Origin of the sequence: Allonocardiopsis opalescens (genome assembly GCF_003002095.1) — a bacterium.
Lineage (GTDB): Bacteria > Actinomycetota > Actinomycetes > Streptosporangiales > Streptosporangiaceae > Allonocardiopsis > Allonocardiopsis opalescens.
The window spans coordinates 154,574-171,078 of the sequence record NZ_PVZC01000010.1; the positions used below are offsets into that span (position 1 = coordinate 154,574).

Consider the following 16,505-nt stretch of genomic DNA (forward strand, 5'->3'; position numbering starts at 1 on the left):
GTGGGGCTCGGCGATGGGTCGGCGGTGCGCGGCGGGGGCGGAGCGACCGCCCGCCGCATGTGCGCCGACCGGCTCAGCACGCCGACTCCTCGTGCACGAAGCTCACCAGCCGGGTGAGCACGTCGGGGTCGGTGGAGGGCAGCACGCCGTGGCCGAGGTTGAAGACGTGGCCCTCGGCGGAGCGGGCCGCGGCGAGGACGGCGCGGGTGCGCTCGGCGACGACGGGCCACGGCGCGAACAGGACCGCGGGGTCGAGGTTGCCCTGCAGCGCCTTGCCGGGGTCGACGCGGCGGGCGGCCTCGTCCAGCGGCACCCGCCAGTCGACGCCGACGACGTCGGCCCCCGCCTGGCCCATCAGCCCCAGCAGCTCGCCGGTGCCCACGCCGAAGTGGATGCGCGGGACGCCCAGGCCGCCGAGTTCGTCGAAGACGGCGCGGCTGTGCGGGAGCACGTGGGTGCGGTAGTCCTGGGCGGACAGGGCGCCGGCCCAGGAGTCGAAGAGCTGCACGGCCGAGGCGCCCGCGGCGATCTGCGCCTTGAGGAAGGCGGTGCTGATGGCGGAGAGCTTGCGCATCAGCTCCGCCCACAGCTCGGGGCGGCCGTACATCAGCGCCTTGGTGTGCTCGTGGTTCTTGGACGGGCCGCCCTCGACCAGGTAGGAGGCGAGGGTGAAGGGGCCGCCGGCGAAGCCGATCAGCGGGGTGCCGTCCAGCCGCTCCACCAGCTCCCCGACGGCCTCGGTGACGAAGCCGATGTCGTCGGGCTCCAGGTCGCGCAGGGCCTGCACGCCCTCGGCGCGGCGGACGGGCTGGGCGATGACGGGGCCGACGCCGGGCTTGATGTCGAGGTCGACGCCGACGGCGCGCAGCGGGACGACGATGTCGCTGAAGAGGATGGCGGCGTCCACGCCGTACCGGCGGACCGGCTGGAGCGTGATCTCCACGATCATGTCGGGGCGCGCGCAGGCGTCGAGCATGGGGACGTCGGCGCGGACCCGGCGGTACTCGGGTAGGGCGCGGCCGGCCTGGCGCATGAACCACACGGGGGTGCGGTCGACGGGCAGGCGGCGGCAGGCGCGCAGGAAGGGGGAATCGTGCGGACTCACCCGGCCATCGTCCCACGGGTGGGCGGCGCCCGTCCGGCGGCCGCCGGATCGGGTGCGCGGCGGACCGTCCGGGCGGTGGGCGCGGCAGCGAAATCGCCCTGCCCGGCGTGGCTTGCGGGCGATCGGACGGCCGCACGCCGTAACCTCGCTGCATGCCTCCCCTGGGTCAGGTCGACGACGCCCCCGTCGCCTTCCGACGCGCGATCGCGAGCCTGCGTGCCCTGCCGGTGCGGCCGGAGGTCGTCGTGGAGGACATGCCGGCCCCGCAGCGGCTGGCGCCGCACTCCGCCGCGCTGTCCGGCGCGGTGCTGCGCGACGGCGACGAGATCGCGCTCGGGCGGCTGATCGTGCTGTACGACCCCGAGGGCACCCGCGACTGGCCGGGCCCGTTCCGGGTGGTGGCCTACATGAGCGCGGAGCTGGAGCCCGAGATCGCGGCCGATCCGCTGATCGGGCAGGTGGCGTGGAGCTGGCTGGTGGAGGCGCTGGCCTCGCGGGGGGCCGATTACACCGCGCCGAGCGGCACGGTCACCCGCGCGATCACGGAGGGCTTCGGTGAGAAGTCGGGCCAGCCCACCTCGACCGAGCTGGAGCTGCGCGCGTCGTGGTCGCCGGCGGACGAGGACCTGTCGGGGCACACCGCCGCCTGGTGCGACCTCATGTGCACCGCGGCCGGCCTGCCGCCGCTGGATGTCGCCCCCTTGCAGCCGCGCCGGCCCTCGTAGTCCGGCGGCGCGCCTGGGCCCCTGGGCGGTGCAGCACCACGCCATGTGCGATGCGGTGAACCACCCCGGACGCGAATGCGCATACGGTAGAGGCTGTGGCGGACGAGCTTGCGGCTCCGGCGGCGGAGCGGACGGACGGTGGCGGCGACGAACTTGGCGGCGCCGGCGGTGCCGGGGAGGCGGCCGCCGATGTGACGCCGCTGCTGGAGCCGAGCGAGGGGATCCCGGAGGTCGTCGCGGACGCCGGCGCCTATGCCGAGGCGCTTGAGCGGCTGGCGGCCGGCTCGGGCCCGGTGGCCGTCGACGCCGAGCGGGCGTCGGGCTACCGGTACGGGCAGCGCGCCTACCTGGTGCAGCTGCGGCGGCGCGGCGCGGGCACGGTGCTGATCGACCCGGTGGCCTGCCCCGACCTGTCGGGGCTGGACGAGGTGCTGGCAAGCGACGAGGTGGTGCTGCACGCCGCCACCCAGGACCTCCCGTGCCTGGCGGAGGTGGGGGTGCGGCCGCGGCGGCTGTTCGACACGGAGCTGGCGGGCCGGCTGCTGGGCCATCCGCGGGTGGGGCTGGGTTCGATGGTCGAGACGGTGCTGGGGCTGCGGCTGGAGAAGGGGCATTCGGCCGCCGACTGGTCCACCCGCCCGCTGCCTGAGGACTGGCTGCGCTACGCGGCGCTGGACGTCGAGGTGCTGATCGAGCTGCGCGACGCGCTGGAGCGGCAGCTGGTGGAGTCGGGGAAGCTGGAGTGGGCGCTGGAGGAGTTCGCGGCGGTGGCCTCGGCGCCGCCGCGGGAGCCGCGGGCGGATCCGTGGCGGCGCACCTCGGGCATCCACCGGATCCGCGACCGCCGCGGGCTGGCGGTGGTGCGGGCGCTGTGGAACGAGCGCGACGCGGTGGCGCGCGACCGCGACCTGTCGCCGGGGCGGGTGGTGCCCGATTCGGCGATCGTGGCGGCGGCGCAGGCGATGCCGAAGTCGCCGCAGGCGCTGGCGGAGCTGCGGCCGTTCACGGGCCGGCTGGCGCGCCGCTACCTGATGACGTGGTTCCGGGCGCTGGACCGGGCGCGTGCGCTGCCGGAGTCGGAGCTGCCGGTGCCGAGCACGCCGGGTGACGGCCCGCCGCCGGTGAACCGGTGGGCGGAGCGGGAGCCGGTGGCGGCGCGGCGGCTGGAGGCGGCGCGCGGGGTGGTCACCTCGCTGGCGCAGCGGCACTCCATGCCGCCGGAGAACCTGCTGCAGCCCGATCCGGTGCGCCGGCTGGCCTGGTCGCCGCCGCGTCCGATCGACGCCGAGACGGTCGCGGCGCGGCTGCGGGAGTACCACGCCCGCGAGTGGCAGGTGGGTCTGGCGGCGGCGCCGCTGGCCGCGGCGCTGCGGGCGGCCGAGGCGGGCTGAGGCGCCGGCCACCACCGCACCCCCGCCCGTTTTGCGGGGATAGGTCCGTTCGACTTGACGGGTTTGTCGCAGGCCCGAGCGCGGAATGTTACCTCCGCGTGATCTGGCGGGCGGCGACGGGCGGTGCTCATGGCGTTGGGGTGGCTGCGGTGGGGCGGGCAGGTCGCAATCGGCGTGCTGCCGGGTGCGGCGCTGTGGACGGCGGGCCGCCCGGTGCTGGCGGCGGCGGTGTTCGGGCTGGTGTCCTTCGGGCTGCCGCTGCTGCACTGGTGGACGGCGCGCCCCGACGGCCGCCACCGGCCGGGGCGCGGCCCGGCCGCGCAGGTCGAGCGGGACGAGCGCACCCTGGCGGGCCATGAGGAGCTGCTGGGCCCGCTGCATCCGCAGACCCTGACCGCCCGCAACAACCTGGCGGTGTCCTATCTGGCGGCCGGGCGGGTCGGCGAGGCGGTCGGCGAGTACGAGCGGGCGCTGACCTACGCCGTGCACGTGGAGGGCGCCGACCACCCCGAGACCCTGATCATCCGGCGCAATCTCGCCGCCGCCTACCTGCGCGCCGGCCGCCCGGGCGACGCGGTGGCGCTGCTGCGTCGCGCCCAGGCGGCGGCGCACGCGACCCTCGGCGAGCGGCATCCGGAGTCGCGGGGGCTGGCCCGCCAGCTGTCGCGGGCGGTGGCGGCGCTGGGGCGGCGCCGGGCCCTTCAGGCGGGTGCGACCAGCAGCTGGGTGGTGGCCAGGTCGCGGTAGAGCTCGTCGTCGCGGACGAGTTCGGCGTGGGTGCCCACGGCGCGGACCCGGCCGGCCTCCAGCACCACGATCCGCTGCGCGCTGGTGACGGTGGACAGGCGGTGCGCCACCACCATCACGGTGGTGGTCGCGGCGGCGTCCAGCATGGTCTCCTTCAGTGCGGTCTCGTTGGCGGCGTCCAGCTGGGAGGTCGCCTCGTCCAGCAGCAGCAGCCGGGGGCGGCGCAGCAGGGCGCGGGCGATGGCCACCCGCTGGCGCTCGCCGCCGGACAGGGTGATGCCGCGGTGGCCGATCTGGGTGTCCAGGCCGTCGGGGAGCCGCTGCACGAGTTCGGTGAGCCGGGTGCGGGCCACCACCGCGGCCAGTTCGTCCTCGGTGGCGGCGGGCGCGGCCATCAGCAGGTTCTCGCGCAGGGTGCCGTCGAGTACGGGCGCGTCCTGCTCGACGTAGCCGATGCCGGCGCGCAGCGCGACCAGCGGCCAGTCGGCGACGTCGGTGCCGTCGAGTTCGATCCGGCCGGCGGTGGCGGGGTAGAAGCGCTCGATCAGTGAGAACAGGGTGGTCTTGCCGGCGCCCGAGGGGCCGACGACGGCGGTGAGGCCGCCGGGCGGCACGTCGAAGCTGACCCCGTGGTGCACGGTCGGGCGGTCGTCGCCGTAGCGGAACTCCACGTCGCGGAAGCTCACCGCGGCGGGCCCGGCCGCCGCGGTGGCGGGGGCGGGGGCGCCGGTGCCGGGCTCCTCGGCGGGCAGGGTGGCGACCTCGTCGATGCGGTGCACGGCGGCGAGCCCGCTCTGCAGCTGGGTGGCGGCGCCGATCAGGGAGCCCAGCGGCCCCATCAGGTAGAACAGCAGCAGCAGGAAGGCGATCATGGAGGAGACCTCCAGTTCGCCCGCCGCGACCCGCGCGCCGCCGACGCCGAGCACGCTGAGGAAGGCGATCTGCAGGGCGAGCGATGAGGCGGTGCCGGCCAGCGCCTCCCAGCCGGCCACGTCGACGCCGCGCCGGTAGGCGCGGTGGGCGGCGCCGTCCAGCCGCCGGATCTCGCCGTCCTCGGCGCCGCTGGCCTTGATGGTGCGGAAGGCGCCGAAGGCGCGCTCCAGCACCGAGCCCATCTCGCCGACGGCGTCCTGAGAGGCGAGGATCGCGTCGCGGATGCGCGGCAGGATGAGCAGCACCAGGACGGCGATGCCGGCCAGCACGCCGGCGGTGACGCCGAGCAGCACCGCGTCCATGAAGACCATTACGATCACGGTGCCGACGATGAGCAGCGCCCCGGAGACGGCGTCGGTGAGGCTGGTGGTGGCGACCGAGCGCAGCAGGGTGGTGTCGGCGGTGACGCGCGACATCAGGTCGCCGGGCTTGAGCCGGTCGACCTCGGCGACGCGCAGCCGCAGCAGCCGCTCCACCAGGCCGCGGCGGGCGGTGAGCACCACGCGCTGCGCGACGCGCTCCATGACGTAGTGGCCGGCGGCCGACAGTGCCGCGCCGACCAGGACCAGCAGGGTGAGCCCGGCGAGCGGCACGAGGAGGGAGCCGCCGGCGGCCAGGGTGTCGATGACGAACTTGGCGGCCACCGGCTGGGCCAGCCCGGCCAGTCCGCCGGCGAAGGCGAGCACGCCGCCGGCGATCAGGACGCCCTTGTGCGGGGCGGCGTACTCCAGCAGCCGCCGCATGTTCGCTCTGGGCACGTCGTCGGCGAGCCGGCCGGGCAGGCCGTGTCCGGCGCGCGGCCCGGGCCGGTCGGCCCCGGTTCCCGGTGCCGGTGTCGTCGCGTTCGCCATCGTTCCATCGCTCCTGTCGCCGGAGGGCCGCAGGGTGCGGCCGATCAAGCGTCAACCTATATTGACTTCCGCGATGCCGTCAACCGACATTGACTCCACTCGTCCCGACGCCCCGGCCCGCACCCGGCGGGCACGGGCCGGGGCGGGGGTCGCCGTCGGGGTTACCCGCGAGTAGCATGAGGGGCGACACCGGACCCGATCCATCGGAGGGCGCATCGTGCCGCGAACCGCACGTGACGTCGTATTCGTCGACGGCGTACGAACGCCGTTCGGCAAGGCCGGCCCCAAGGGCCTCTACGCCGAGACCCGCGCCGACGACATGGTCGTCCGGGTCATCCGCGAACTGCTGCGCCGCAACCCCGGCCTGCCGCCCGAGCGGGTGGACGACGTGGCGATCGCGGCCACCACCCAGATCGGCGACCAGGGCCTGACCATCGGGCGCAGCGCCGCGGTGCTGGCCGGGCTGCCCAAGAGCGTGCCCGGCTTCGCCGTCGACCGCATGTGCGCGGGCGCGCTGACCGCCGTCACCGCCACCGGCAGCGGCATCGCCTTCGGCGCCTACGACGTGGTGATCGCCGGCGGCGTCGAGCACATGGGCCGCCACCCCATGGGCGAGGGCGTCGACCCCAACCCGCGCTTCCTGTCCGAGAAGCTGGTCGACCCCTCCGCGCTGGTGATGGGCTCCACCGCCGAGAACCTGCACGACCGCTTCCCCGCCATCACCAAGGAGCGGGCCGACGCCTACGCCGCGCGCAGCCAGGAGAAGGTGGCCAAGGCCTACGCCGAGGGCAAGATCCAGCGCCACCTGGTCGAGGTCGCGCTGCGCTCGGCGGAGAAGGGCTACGGCCTGGCCACCGCCGACGAGCCGCCCCGCCCCGGCACCACCGTCGAGGCGCTGGCCGAGCTGAAGACCCCCTTCCGGGTGCACGGCCGCGTCACCGCGGGCAACTCCGCCGGGCTCAACGACGGCGCCACCGGCGCGCTGCTGGCCGCCGAGGAGGTCGCCGCCGAACTGGGGCTGCCCGCCCGCGCCCGGCTGGTCGACTTCTCCTTCGCCGGGGTCGAGCCGGAGGTGATGGGCGTCGGGCCGGTGCCCGCCACCGAGAAGCTGCTGGCCCGCAACGGGCTGGCCATGGACGACATCGGCGTGATCGAGATCAACGAGGCCTTCGCCGTGCAGGTGCTGGCCTTCCTCGACCACTTCGGGGTGGCCGAGGACGACGAGCGGGTGAACCCCTACGGCGGCGCGATCGCGCTCGGCCACCCGCTGGCCTCCTCGGGCGTGCGGCTGCTGATCCAGCTCGCCGACCACTTCGCCGAGCGGCCCGAGGTCCGCTACGGCCTGACGACGATGTGCGTGGGCATGGGCATGGGCGGCACCGTGCTGTGGGAGAACCCGAACCACCAGGGGGGCGACAAGTGACCGGCAGCATCGGCCAGTGGCGCGAGCGGCTGGCGACCGACGACCCCAACCCCGACGAGATCGTCACCCGGGCGATCCCCCGCGACGTGGAGCTGCCCGGCGGCGCCGGAACCGCGGTGCTGATCACCCTGGACAACGGGCACGACCACACCAAGCCCAACACGCTGGGCCCCAAGGGCCTGCTCTCGCTGGCCGACGCGATCGAGGCGGCGGCCGCCCGCACCGATATCGCGGCGGTGGCCGTCACCGGCAAGCCGTTCATCTTCGCGGTCGGCGCCGACCTCACCGCGGTGCCGAAGGTGCGCGGCCGCGAGGAGGCGCTGGCCATCGCCCGCCTGGGCCACGACGTGCTGCGCAGGCTGGGCGAGCTGGACGTGCCGAGCTTCGCCTTCGTCAACGGCGCCGTGCTCGGCGGCGGCCTGGAGGTCGCGCTGCACTGCCGCTACCGAACCATCTCCAGCGGGGTGACCATGCTGGGCCTGCCCGAGGCATTCCTCGGCCTGGTGCCCGGCTGGGGCGGCGCCTACCTGCTGCCGCGGCTCATCGGCGCCCAGAGCGCGCTGAAGATCGTGCTGGAGAACCCGCTCGCGCAGAACCGCACCGTCTCCGGGGCCAAGGCGCACGAGATGGGCATCGCCGACGCGCTGTTCGAGCCGGCCGACTTCCTGGAGGAGTCGCTGCGCTGGGCGGCGCGGGTCGTCACCGGCGAGCAGGCGGTGCACCGCCCCGAGGTCGACACCGGCGCGGCCTGGGACGAGGCGGTGAACAACGCCCGCTTCATGCTGGAGGGCCGGCTGCACGGCGCCGCGCCCGCCCCGTACCGGGCGCTGGACCTGGTGGCGCAGGCGCGGACCCGCAGCCGCGACGAGGGCTTCGCCGCCGAGGACGAGGCGCTGGCCGACCTCATCCTCAGCGACGAGCTGCGCGCGGGCCTGTACGCCTTCGACCTCACCCAGAAGCGGGCCCGCCGCCCCGTGGGCGTGCCCGACGCCTCGCTGGCCCGGCCGGTGACCAAGGTCGGCGTGGTCGGCGCCGGCCTGATGGCCGGGCAGCTGGCGCTGCTGTTCGCCCGCCGCCTGCAGGTGCCGGTGGTCCTCACCGACCTGGACGCCGAGCGGCTGGAGGCGGGCGTCGCCTACGTGCACGGCGAGGTCGACCGGCTGGCCGCCAAGGGGCGGGTCTCCTCCGACGCCGCCAAGCGGCTCAAGGGCCTGGTCACCGGCTCGCTGACCAAGGACGCCTTCGCCGACGCCGACTTCGTCATCGAGGCCGTGTTCGAGCGGATGGACGTCAAGCGGCAGGTCTTCGCCGAGGTGGAGGCGGTGGTCTCGCCCGAGGCGGTGCTGGCCACCAACACCTCCTCGCTGTCGGTCACCGAGATGGCGTCGGGGCTGCGCCACCCCGAGCGGGTGGTGGGCTTCCACTTCTTCAACCCGGTCGCGGTGCTGCCGCTGCTGGAGGTGGTGCGCGGCGAGCGCACCGACGACGCCACCCTGGCCACCGCCTTCGCCACCGCCAAGGCGCTGCGCAAGTCCGCCGTGAGCGTCAAGGACTCCCCCGCGTTCGTGGTGAACCGGCTGCTGACCCTGTTCATGGGCGCGGTGATCGACGCGGTGGAGGAGGGCACCGAGCCCGAGGCGGCCGACCGCGCCGTCGCCCCGCTCGGGCTGCCGATGACCCCGCTGATGCTGCTCCAGCTGGTCGGCCCGGCCGTCGCCCTGCACGTGTCGGAGACCCTGCACGCTGCCTACCCGGACCGCTTCTCGGTCTCGGCCAAGCACCGGGCGCTGGTGGAGGCGGGCGCGACCCAGATCTACGGGCCCGACTTCAGCCTCGACCCGGAGGTGAAGCGGCTGCTGGCGGGCGGCTCCTCCCCCTCCACCGAGGACCAGATCCTGCAGCGGGCGCTGGAGTCGCTGGCCAGGGAGATCAAGTTGATGCTGGACGAGGGCGTGGTGGCCGAGGCCGCCGACATCGACCTGTGCCTGATCACCGGCGCGGGCTGGCCCTTCCACCTGGGCGGCATCACCCCCTACCTGGACGCCAAGGGGATCTCCGAGAAGGTGAACGGCGAGCCCTTCCACCCGGGCGGCCTGAAGGCCGTGTAGCGGCACGGGCCGCCCCACCGCGGGCGCCGGGGTCCCCTCCCCCGGCGCCCGCGCCCGTTCGGTGACCGGCCGAATTCGGCCGCCGCGCCCGCCACGTGCACGGACGCCCGCACTTGTCGTCATAATGACGCCATGACGGACAAGCGCAGCGTGCGCGTCTCGAAGTTCCTCTCCCGGCACCTGCGCCACTCCCCCGGCCGCATCGGGCTGCGGCCGGACGAGGCGGGCTGGGTCGCGGTCGAGGAGCTGCTGGCCGCCTGCGCGCGGGCCGGTCTGCCGATCACCCGCGCCGAACTCGACCAGGTGGTGGCCGCCAACGACAAGCGCAGGTTCGCCTTCAGCGACGACGGCACCCGCATCCGGGCCAGCCAGGGCCACAGCATCCCGGTCCGGCTCGGACTGCCCCCGGCCGTCCCCCCGCCCGTGCTGTACCACGGCACCGCCCGCAGCGCCCTGCCGGCCATCGAGCGCGAGGGGCTGCGGCCGATGCGCCGCCACGACGTCCACCTGTCGGCCGATCCCGCCACGGCCCTGCGCGTGGGCGCCCGGCACGGCGCGCCCGTCGTGCTGCGCGTCGACGCGGCCGCGATGCACGCCGACGGCCGCGAGTTCCGGGTGAGCGACAACGGCGTCTGGCTCACCGCCGCCGTCCCGCCCCGCTACCTGCGCCGCCTGGCCGACGCACCGCCCGCGAGCAGGCGCTAGAGTCGTTCCCGGCATCTGCCGACTCGTCCGGAAAACTCCCCGCCCGCGGCGAAAGGGCTCCCCGTGGACCATGCGCGCGGCCCGGGCGCCCGCCCGCCGGGTCCGCCCCGCCACGGCGGCCCGCACTGGCCGCCGCCCGGCCCCTGGCCGCCCCCGCACGGCGGGCCTGTGCACGGCGGGCCCCCGCCCGGTCCCCCTGCGGGTCCTCCCCCGCCCGGCTTCGGCCCGGGCGGGCGCCCGCCCGGCCGGCGCGGCGTCGCCCCCCTGTCGGCGTTCATCGGCACCGCCGTCGCGGCCGTCGCGCTGGCGCTGCTGCTGGTGCTGATGTGGTGGACCCCCGGCGAGGGCGCCCCCGGGCAGGCCGCGCCGCCCGAGCGCGAGCCCGGCGACCGCGGCGGGCAGACCGCCAGCGCCGCGCCGCCGCCGGTCTGGGAGTCCGCCCGCAACCCCCTGTACGCCTACGGCCCGCTGCCGTCGGTCGACTGCGACACCCCCCGGCTGTCGGTCACCTCCCACGCCTCGTGGACGGAGTTCGCCCCGGCCGTCGGCGCCTGCCTGGACGACATGTGGGGCCCGCAGTTCGCGGCGCTGGGCCGGCGCCCGGCGTCCCCCGAGTACGCCGTGGCCGACGCCGGCGCCGATTCGGAGTGCGGACCGGCCCCCGAGGACGCCCTCGGCTTCTACTGCTCGGCCGAGCACACCATCTACATCGTGGTCGACCAGATCACCGAGATGGCGGCCTTCTGGCCCGACGCCCAGGCCGAGGGGGTCTGGATCGGGCTGGTCGCGCACGAGTACGCCCACTACGTCCAGGACCGGGTGGAGATCCTCGACCACGCCTACCGGCTGGGCTGGGAGTCCGGCGAGCGCGCGACCGAGCAGGAGATGAGCCGCCGCACCGAACTCCAGGCCGAGTGCCTGAGCGCCGCCGGCCTGGCCGCCCTGGGCCGCTTCGACACCGACGACCGCGACCGCTTCAACGCGGTGCTGAACTCCGGCGGCGACTCCGAGACCCACGGCTCCACCGCCAACCGCCGGGAGTGGTTCCGCCGCGGCTGGCACATGGAGACCGTCTCCGACTGCAACACCTTCACCGCGTCCGACGCCGAGGTGGCCTGACCCGCGGGCGCTCAGCCGTCGATCGCGGCGTACAGGCCGTCCCAGCCGACGAGCTTGACCCGCTCGCCGCGGCCCAGCGACGCGGCGTGCGCCGCCTCGGCGGCGTCGATGGCGAGCCAGTCGTGGTAGCCGACGATCCGCACGCCCTTGGCGTCGAGCACGGACTCGATCGGCACCGGCTCGCCCTCGCGGGCCGCACGCAGCTCGGCGGCGTCGGCGAGCACGCAGCGCGCGGTCTCGGCGGCGTCGGAGCGGTTGGTGCCGACCACCCCGGTGGGGCCGCGCTTGGCCCATCCGGCCACGTAGTCGCCGGGGACCGGCTCGCCCTCCGGGGAGAGCACCCGGCCGGTGGTGTGGGGGACGGTGGCCGACGCCTCGTCGAAGGGGACGCCGGGCAGGGCGAGGCTGCGGTAGCCGACCGAGCGCAGCACCAGGTCGGCCGGGATCTCCTCGACCTCGCCGGTGCCCACCAGCCGCCCGTCGGCGTCCAGCTCGGTGCGCTCCACCCGGACCGCCTCGACCCGGTCCTCGCCCAGGATCGCGACGGGGCGCAGCCAGAACCGGATGTCGATGCGGCGCTCGGCGTCGGCGGGCTCGCGGTGCGCCCACTCGTCGAGCACCTTGAGGTTGGTGCGCGCCGAGCGGCTGGCGGTCAGCAGTTCGGGGCCGTTGGGGTCGAAGTCGATCTCGTCGGGGCGGACGCTGACCCCTGCGTGGTCCAGCTTGCCGAGTTCGCGCAGCTCCTTGGGGGTGAACTTGGCGTGGGCGGGACCGCGGCGGCCGATGAGGTGGATGCGGCGGACCTTGCTGCCGGCCAGGGTGTCGAGCACCGGCTGCGGGATGTCGGTGTGCCGCAGCTCGTCGGCGGTCTTGGCGAGGATGCGCACGACGTCGACGGCGACGTTGCCGACGCCGATGACGACCGCCCGCTCGGCGTCGAGCACGAAGCGGCCCACCTCCACGTCGGGGTGGCCGCTGTACCAGTTGACGAACTCGGTGGCGGCCACGCTGCCGGGCAGGTCCTCGCCGGGGATGCCCAGCCGCCGGTCGACGGTGGCGCCGGTGGCGAAGACGACGGCGTCGTAGGCGCGCCGCAGGTCGGCGCGGCTGAGGTCGCGGCCGTACTCGATGCCGCCGATGAAGCGCACACCGGGCCGCTCCAGCACCCCGTCGAGGGTGCGGGCGATCGACTTGATGTTGAGGTGGTCGGGCGCGACGCCGTACCGGACCAGGCCGTAGGGGGTGGGCAGCCGGTCGAACACGTCGACCAGGACGCCGTCGCCGCCCTGCTTGCTGAGCGCGTCGGCCGCGTAGATGCCGGCCGGGCCGGAACCGATGATGGCGACGCGGAGCACCGCTTCGGAGGTCACCCGTTCATTCTGCCGCAACGGGGGCCCGCGCCGCGGCCGGGTGCGTGAGGACGCGCTCAGCCCTCGGCGACGTCGGCCAGCTGCGGGCTGCCGCCGGCGACGCGCTCGGTGAGCTCGCGCGCGATGTCCTGGGAGGTGAGGCCGATCTCGGCGAGGATCTGCTCGCGGCCGGCGTGCTCCAGGAAGCGCTGCGGGACGCCGTAGGTGCGGACGGGGACCTCGACCTCGGCCTCGCGCAGCAGCCGCGCCACGGCGTCGCCGACGCCGCCGACCCGGCCGTTGTCCTCGACCACCGCGACCATCCGGTACCGCGCCGCCTCGACGGCCAGCTCCGGGTCCAGCGGCTTGACCCAGCGGGGGTCGAGCACGGTGACGCCGATGCCCTGGGCGCTCATCCGCTCGGCGACCTCCACGCAGGTGCCGGCCATCGCTCCGGCGCCGACCAGCAGCACGTCGTGCCGGCCGCCGGCGCGCGAGGAGCGGCGCAGCACGTCCATGCCGCCGATGTGGCCCACGGCGGGGAGGTCGGCGGCGACGTTGCCCTTGGGGAAGCGCACCACGGTGGGGGCGTCGTCGACGGCGACGGCCTCGCGGAGCAGTTCGCGCAGCCGGGCGGCGTCGCGGGGCGCCGCGACGCGCAGGCCGGGCACGACCTGGAGCACCGACATGTCCCACATGCCGTTGTGGCTGGCGCCGTCGGAGCCGGTGATCCCGGCGCGGTCGAGCACGAAGGTGACGGGCTGGCGGTGCAGGGCGGCGTCCATCAGCACCTGGTCGAAGGCGCGGTTGAGGAAGGTGGCGTAGACGGCGACCACCGGGTGCAGGCCGCCCATGGCCAGGCCGGTGGCGGAGGTGGCGGCGTGCTGCTCGGCGATGCCGACGTCGAAGCAGCGGCCGGGGAAGCGCTCGGCGAAGGGCGCCAGGCCGGTGGGGTGCAGCATGGCCGCGGTGATCGCCACGATGTCGTCGCGCTCGGCGCCGAGCTTGACCATCTCCTCGCCGAACACCCGGGTCCACGGCACGCCCGGCTTGGAGCGCTGCACGCCGGTCTCGGGCGCGAAGGCGCCCAGGGAGTGGAAGCAGTCCTCGGCGTCGTTCTCGGCCGGGGCGTAGCCCTGGCCCTTGCGGGTGATGGCGTGCACGATGACGGGGCCGCCGAAGTCGCGGGCGCCGCGCAGGGCGTGCTCCATCGCGGCGGTGTCGTGGCCGTCGATGGGGCCGACGTACTTCAGGCCGAGGTCCTCGAACATGACCTGCGGCTGGACGGCGTCCTTGACGCCCTTCTTGATGCCGTGCAGCGCGTCGTAGAGCGGCTGGCCGACCAGCGGGGTGCGCGACAGGGCGCTCTTGACCAGTTCGAGCACCTGCTCGTAGCTCTGGGTCATCCGCAGCGAGGCGAGGTGGTGGGCCAGGCCGCCGATGGTCGGCGAGTAGGAGCGGCCGTTGTCGTTGACGACGATGACCAGCCTGAGGTCCTTGGCGCCCGCGATGTTGTTCAGCGCCTCCCAGGCCATGCCGCCGGTCAGCGCGCCGTCCCCGATGACGGCGACGGTGGTGCGGTCGGTCTCGCCGCGCACCCGGAAGGCCTTGGCGAGCCCGTCGGCGTAGGACAGGGCGGTGGAGGCGTGGGAGTTCTCGATGAAGTCGTGCTCGGACTCCTGGCGGCTGGGGTAGCCCGACAGGCCGCCGCGCTGGCGCAGCGCGGCGAAGTCCTGCCGCCCGGTGAGCATCTTGTGCACGTAGGCCTGGTGGCCGGTGTCGAACAGGATGGGGTCGGCCGGGGAGTCGAAGACCCGGTGCATCGCGATGGTGAGCTCGACCACGCCGAGGTTGGGGCCCAGGTGGCCGCCGGTGCGGGAGACGGCCGAGACGAGCGACTCGCGGATCTCGGCCGCGAGGGCGGTGAGCTGGTCGGCGTCGAGCCTCTTGAGGTCTTCGGGACTGCGGACCGACTCAAGCAACGCCACGCTCGTCATCTCCCTCGCCTGGAGCGTCTGAAGTCCTCCCGAGTCTAGAACACGCGATTCGCCCCGGGACCGAAACGCCCCTATGCGCGCTCCGGCACGTTACCCGGGCTTTCGCCCGGGTCCGGGAGGGTACCGGGCGCCGTTGCGGTCCGGTCGGAGCCGGGTCGGGGGCGCGTCCGTTCCCGGCCGGTGCGCGAACGCCGCCGGGATCGCCGGATCCGGCGACGGGCGGCGTGGGGCTAGCCCGGTGCGCGGGCGTCGCCGGGTTGGTCGGGCTCGGCCGGCGGGCGGCCGACGGCCTCGCGCACCTCGGCGAGGGCGGCGGCGATCCGCGGCAGCGGCCAGCTCGCGTTCAGCCCGCTGGGGTTCGGCAGCACCCACACGGGCGCGCCGCCGACCCGCTCGTCCTGCGGCCCGGCCGGCGCGGACGGCCGTCCGAAGGCCTGCCGGTAGGCGGTCATGCCGAGCACGGCCAGCACCCGGGGGCGCAGCCGCTCCACCCGCGCGGCCAGCGCCTCGCCGCCCGCCCGCAGCTCCTCGCGGCTCAGCTCGCTCGCCTGCGCGGTGGCGCGCGGCACGATGTTGGTGATGCCGATGCCGTAGCGGGGCAGCAGCCCCATCTCGTCGGGCCGCAGCACCCGCGGCGTCCAGCCCGAGGCGCACAGCGCCGGCCAGAAGCGGTTGCCGGGACCGGCGAAGTGGCGCCCGGTGAGGGCGGAGTGGCGGCCGGGGTTGATCCCGCAGAACAGCACGTCGAGACCGGGCCCGACGATGTCGGGGACGGTGCGGTGCAGTGCCGCCTGGAGCTCGGCTTCGGTCGGGCGTGCCACGGCGGCGACCCTACCCGAGGCGGAACGGGTGCGCGGGGCCGGCCGCCGGGTGCCGCCGTGCTCCACCACGGCGGCGTGCGCCGGGCCGGGTGGCGCCGCTCACAGCAGCGCGCGGGCGGCCAGCACGGTGGCCGACAGCGCCGATACCGCCAGCAGCGCCGTCCTGGTGCGCCCGCCGTCCAGGTAGCGGCGCAGCGGACCCGCCAGCGCGAAGCCGGCCAGCAGGAACGGCAGCAGCCACAGGCCCGCCACCACCTCGTCCCAGCTGAGCTGCCCGGCCACCGCCAGCGAGGCGATCGACAGCGCCGTGCCGAGACCGAGGAACGCGCCCAGCGTCGCACGCACCTCGGGCCCGGGGGCGTGCTGGTAGAGCAGCGCCACCGGGGGTCCGCCGATGGAGGTGGCCGTGCCGAACACCCCGGAGGCGGTGCCGGCGGCCACCAGGGTCGCCGGGCTCCGCCGGATGCTGGGAGCGGTGACGCTGAGGATCACCGCGGTGAGGATCACCCCGGCCACCAGCAGGTCCAGCAGCGTCCGCGAGACCATCGCGACCACCCACACCCCCGCCACCGTGCCGGCGATCCGCCCCGCGAAGGCCCACCGGATCCCGCGCCAGTCGATGTGCGCCATCTCCCGCCCGGTGGTCAGCAGCGGCAGCGAGAAGGTCACGATCAGCATGGCGCCCGGCATCAGCTCAGGCGCCAGCAGCGTGAGCACGGGCGCGGCGATCAGCCCCACCCCGAGCCCCACGCTGCTCTGCACGAGCGACCCGAGCAGAACGGCCGCGCCGGTGATCGCGATGATTGCCCAGTCCGCCACAGCGACCGAGCTTAGCGATCGCCCCACTTCCCGATCACAGGGTGATCCCATGTATGGCGCCGCCGGGCCCCTGACCCGCGCACACGCCCGGGACCGGACCGGCGGCGCCTCGCGGCGTACGCCCGTTCGACCGGCACGCGCGAACGGACCGCAGCGGTACGCGGAACCGCCGGCCGATCACCGAAACGCGATCGTCACGGTCGCGGCGGGCGGCGGAAACGACCGCTCTCTACGGTCGAGCCGTGGAAGCGGGAAGGTGCTCCGAGGCGCCCCGGGCGGTGCCGCCGCAAGCGTCGGGGGACGCGCGCACGCGGCGGGCGCCGCTCGGACGCGCCCCGGGCCGGATGCCCCGCGCGGTCGGACGGGGGCCGACCGCGCGTCCGGCCTCGCACGGATCCCGGCCGGCGCCCGA

At 75.4% G+C, this 16,505-nt stretch carries 13 protein-coding genes; 7 read left to right on the forward strand and 6 right to left on the reverse strand.

Going from position 1 to position 16,505, the window contains the following annotated elements; translation table 11 throughout:
- Positions 1 to 73: 73 nt before the first annotated feature.
- Complete coding sequence (hemE, locus tag CLV72_RS28405) at positions 74 to 1,081, reverse strand: uroporphyrinogen decarboxylase (protein WP_281262448.1); 1,008 nt, start codon at positions 1,079 to 1,081, stop codon at positions 74 to 76.
- Positions 1,082 to 1,257: 176 nt separating this feature from the next.
- On the opposite strand from hemE, the gene CLV72_RS28410 reads away from it, so the two are divergent.
- The 3 genes from CLV72_RS28410 to CLV72_RS28420 all read left to right on the forward strand — a co-directional run bounded on the left by CLV72_RS28410 (position 1,258) and on the right by CLV72_RS28420 (position 3,968).
- Positions 1,258 to 1,830, forward strand: coding sequence for a DUF3000 domain-containing protein (locus tag CLV72_RS28410; RefSeq protein WP_106252593.1), 573 nt, complete (start codon positions 1,258 to 1,260; stop codon positions 1,828 to 1,830).
- A 95-nt stretch (positions 1,831 to 1,925) separates the two neighbouring features.
- On the forward strand, positions 1,926 to 3,221 hold the full coding sequence (locus CLV72_RS28415) for a ribonuclease D (protein ID WP_106252594.1): 1,296 nt from the start codon (positions 1,926 to 1,928) through the stop codon (positions 3,219 to 3,221).
- Positions 3,222 to 3,350: 129 nt separating this feature from the next.
- Positions 3,351 to 3,968, forward strand: coding sequence for a tetratricopeptide repeat protein (locus CLV72_RS28420; protein WP_106252596.1), 618 nt, complete (start codon positions 3,351 to 3,353; stop codon positions 3,966 to 3,968).
- Here CLV72_RS28420 and CLV72_RS28425 read toward each other — a convergent pair.
- Positions 3,923 to 5,752: an ABC transporter ATP-binding protein gene (locus tag CLV72_RS28425; protein WP_106252599.1), complete on the reverse strand. Its 1,830-nt coding sequence runs from the start codon at positions 5,750 to 5,752 to the stop codon at positions 3,923 to 3,925. The two genes, CLV72_RS28420 and CLV72_RS28425, sit on opposite strands and share 46 nt — an antisense overlap.
- A gap of 217 nt (positions 5,753 to 5,969) precedes the next feature.
- Between CLV72_RS28425 and CLV72_RS28430 the strand changes: the two genes are divergently transcribed.
- The 4 genes from CLV72_RS28430 (at position 5,970) to CLV72_RS28445 (ending at position 11,107) form a co-directional block, all read left to right on the forward strand.
- The gene (locus tag CLV72_RS28430; protein ID WP_106252601.1) at positions 5,970 to 7,175 is read left to right on the forward strand and encodes a thiolase family protein; all 1,206 of its coding nucleotides are present in this window, start codon (positions 5,970 to 5,972) and stop codon (positions 7,173 to 7,175) included.
- The gene (locus CLV72_RS28435; RefSeq protein ID WP_245930495.1) at positions 7,172 to 9,283 is read left to right on the forward strand and encodes a 3-hydroxyacyl-CoA dehydrogenase NAD-binding domain-containing protein; all 2,112 of its coding nucleotides are present in this window, start codon (positions 7,172 to 7,174) and stop codon (positions 9,281 to 9,283) included. Before CLV72_RS28430 ends, CLV72_RS28435 begins: the two co-directional genes overlap by 4 nt.
- Positions 9,284 to 9,415: 132 nt before the next feature.
- The gene (locus tag CLV72_RS28440) at positions 9,416 to 9,988 is read left to right on the forward strand and encodes an RNA 2'-phosphotransferase (RefSeq protein ID WP_106252604.1); all 573 of its coding nucleotides are present in this window, start codon (positions 9,416 to 9,418) and stop codon (positions 9,986 to 9,988) included.
- Positions 9,989 to 10,051: 63 nt separating this feature from the next.
- Positions 10,052 to 11,107, forward strand: a complete 1,056-nt coding sequence (locus tag CLV72_RS28445) for a neutral zinc metallopeptidase (protein WP_146159601.1) — start codon at positions 10,052 to 10,054, stop codon at positions 11,105 to 11,107.
- A gap of 11 nt (positions 11,108 to 11,118) precedes the next feature.
- On the opposite strand, the gene CLV72_RS28450 is transcribed toward CLV72_RS28445, so the two are convergent.
- The 4 genes from CLV72_RS28450 to CLV72_RS28465 all read right to left on the reverse strand — a co-directional run bounded on the left by CLV72_RS28450 (position 11,119) and on the right by CLV72_RS28465 (position 16,093).
- Positions 11,119 to 12,477, reverse strand: coding sequence for an FAD-dependent oxidoreductase (locus CLV72_RS28450; protein ID WP_106252609.1), 1,359 nt, complete (start codon positions 12,475 to 12,477; stop codon positions 11,119 to 11,121).
- Between the two features lie 56 nt (positions 12,478 to 12,533).
- Positions 12,534 to 14,444, reverse strand: a complete 1,911-nt coding sequence (gene dxs, locus CLV72_RS28455) for a 1-deoxy-D-xylulose-5-phosphate synthase (RefSeq protein ID WP_106253022.1) — start codon at positions 14,442 to 14,444, stop codon at positions 12,534 to 12,536.
- A 239-nt stretch (positions 14,445 to 14,683) separates the two neighbouring features.
- Positions 14,684 to 15,274, reverse strand: coding sequence for a G/U mismatch-specific DNA glycosylase (gene mug, locus CLV72_RS28460; protein ID WP_106253025.1), 591 nt, complete (start codon positions 15,272 to 15,274; stop codon positions 14,684 to 14,686).
- Positions 15,275 to 15,373: 99 nt separating this feature from the next.
- Positions 15,374 to 16,093: a sulfite exporter TauE/SafE family protein gene (locus CLV72_RS28465; RefSeq protein WP_245930496.1), complete on the reverse strand. Its 720-nt coding sequence runs from the start codon at positions 16,091 to 16,093 to the stop codon at positions 15,374 to 15,376.
- Between the last annotated feature and the right edge of the window lie 412 nt (positions 16,094 to 16,505).